1 protein-coding gene is annotated in these 1304 nt (G+C 62.1%); it reads right to left on the bottom strand.

Annotated features, from left to right (window positions below):
• Positions 1 to 330 precede the first annotated feature (330 nt).
• The coding region (locus tag MTR72_RS40180; RefSeq protein ID WP_341512344.1) for a flagellin at positions 331 to 1304 on the bottom strand (974 nt) is incomplete at its 5' end.

Here is a 1304-nt window from a genome sequence, read left to right as displayed (position 1 = left end):
GACTTTTACCCTTCTGGTAGCTTACGCGTCTTCGTTCGATCGCGATGGATCGAGTGACGCAGGCAGGGTGCGTCGACATGGCTAACAAAGGGTGAAACCGGACTTGTGTCCGTAAGCGGCGGTTCACCATGAGATCATGGCGCTGCTCCGTCGGAAGCAAACATCAAGCTGAAATCGTTGATCTTTTTAGCTCGTTATCTGTCCATTAACCATAACGGACGGTTACGATTTTACGGCTCATGCAACTGCACTTCGACAGCGCGTAAGCGACAAAAAAGCGGCGGGGCCGAAGCCCCGCCGCCGTATCTGTCTTGCGATGCCTACCGCTGATTAGCGCAGGAGCTGCAGCACGCTCTGCTGCGACTGGTTGGCCAGCGACAGCGCGGAGACCGCGATCGACTGGCGGGTCGACAGCGCCTGGCTGTTGGCCGCTTCCTCATTGGTGTCGGCCAGCGTCAGGTTGGACGAACCGGTCTGTAGCACGTTGATCAGGTTCTTGTTGAAGTCCTGACGCACCTGCACGACCGACAGGTTCGAACCCAGCGTGGAGGCTTCCGAACGCAGCGTGCTCGACGCGGTGTTCAGGTTGGCCAGCACCTTGTTGGTGGCCGAGTTGTCGATGAAGTCGGTGCCCTGCACCAGGCCGGCCAGACCCAGACCCTTCGAGTTGAAGGTCACGCCGGTGATGTTCAAGCTCGACTTGCCGGTCTCGTCGAACACCAGCTTGAGCTGGTCGCCGTTGAGCAGGTTGACGCCGTTGAACGAGGCATCGAGCGACGTCGTGTCGATCTGCGTCATGATGTTGTTGTACTGGGACACCAGGTTGGAGCGGGTCGCCTGGGCAACAGCATCAGCAACCGGCGCGGTCGCGTTCGACCAGGTCTGGCTCGTGCTGAGCGTACCGCCGATCGTGCCGCCAGCCGACGCCGAACCAATCGTCGAGGACGCGTAGTCGTTGGTCGCCGAGACCGTGAGCAGGCCGTTGGCGTCGATCGTGGCGGTCAGGTTGTTGGCCTGCAGCGCCGTGTTGAGCTGATCGAGCGTCTTGACCGTGCCGCCGGTGCCGTCGCCGAAGGTGACGTTGACCGCCGTGCCGCCATTGAAGGAGGAGAAGGTCAAGGTCTTGCCGGAAATGCCACCCGACGCCGCGGACCGGCTCGCCGTGAAGGCGGTGCCGGTGCCGGTCGAACCGGTCAGGCCGAGCGCGGACAACGCGTTGCCCGTGCCGGTGATCGACAGATCCGAGTTCGCACCGGTCGAGATGTGCAGCGCACCCGCAACCAGCGAGGATGCGGTCTGCCCCA

Origin of the sequence: Bradyrhizobium sp. ISRA442, assembly GCF_038085055.1 — a bacterium.
GTDB lineage: Bacteria > Pseudomonadota > Alphaproteobacteria > Rhizobiales > Xanthobacteraceae > Bradyrhizobium.
This window is presented reverse-complemented; position numbering and strand designations above follow the sequence as displayed.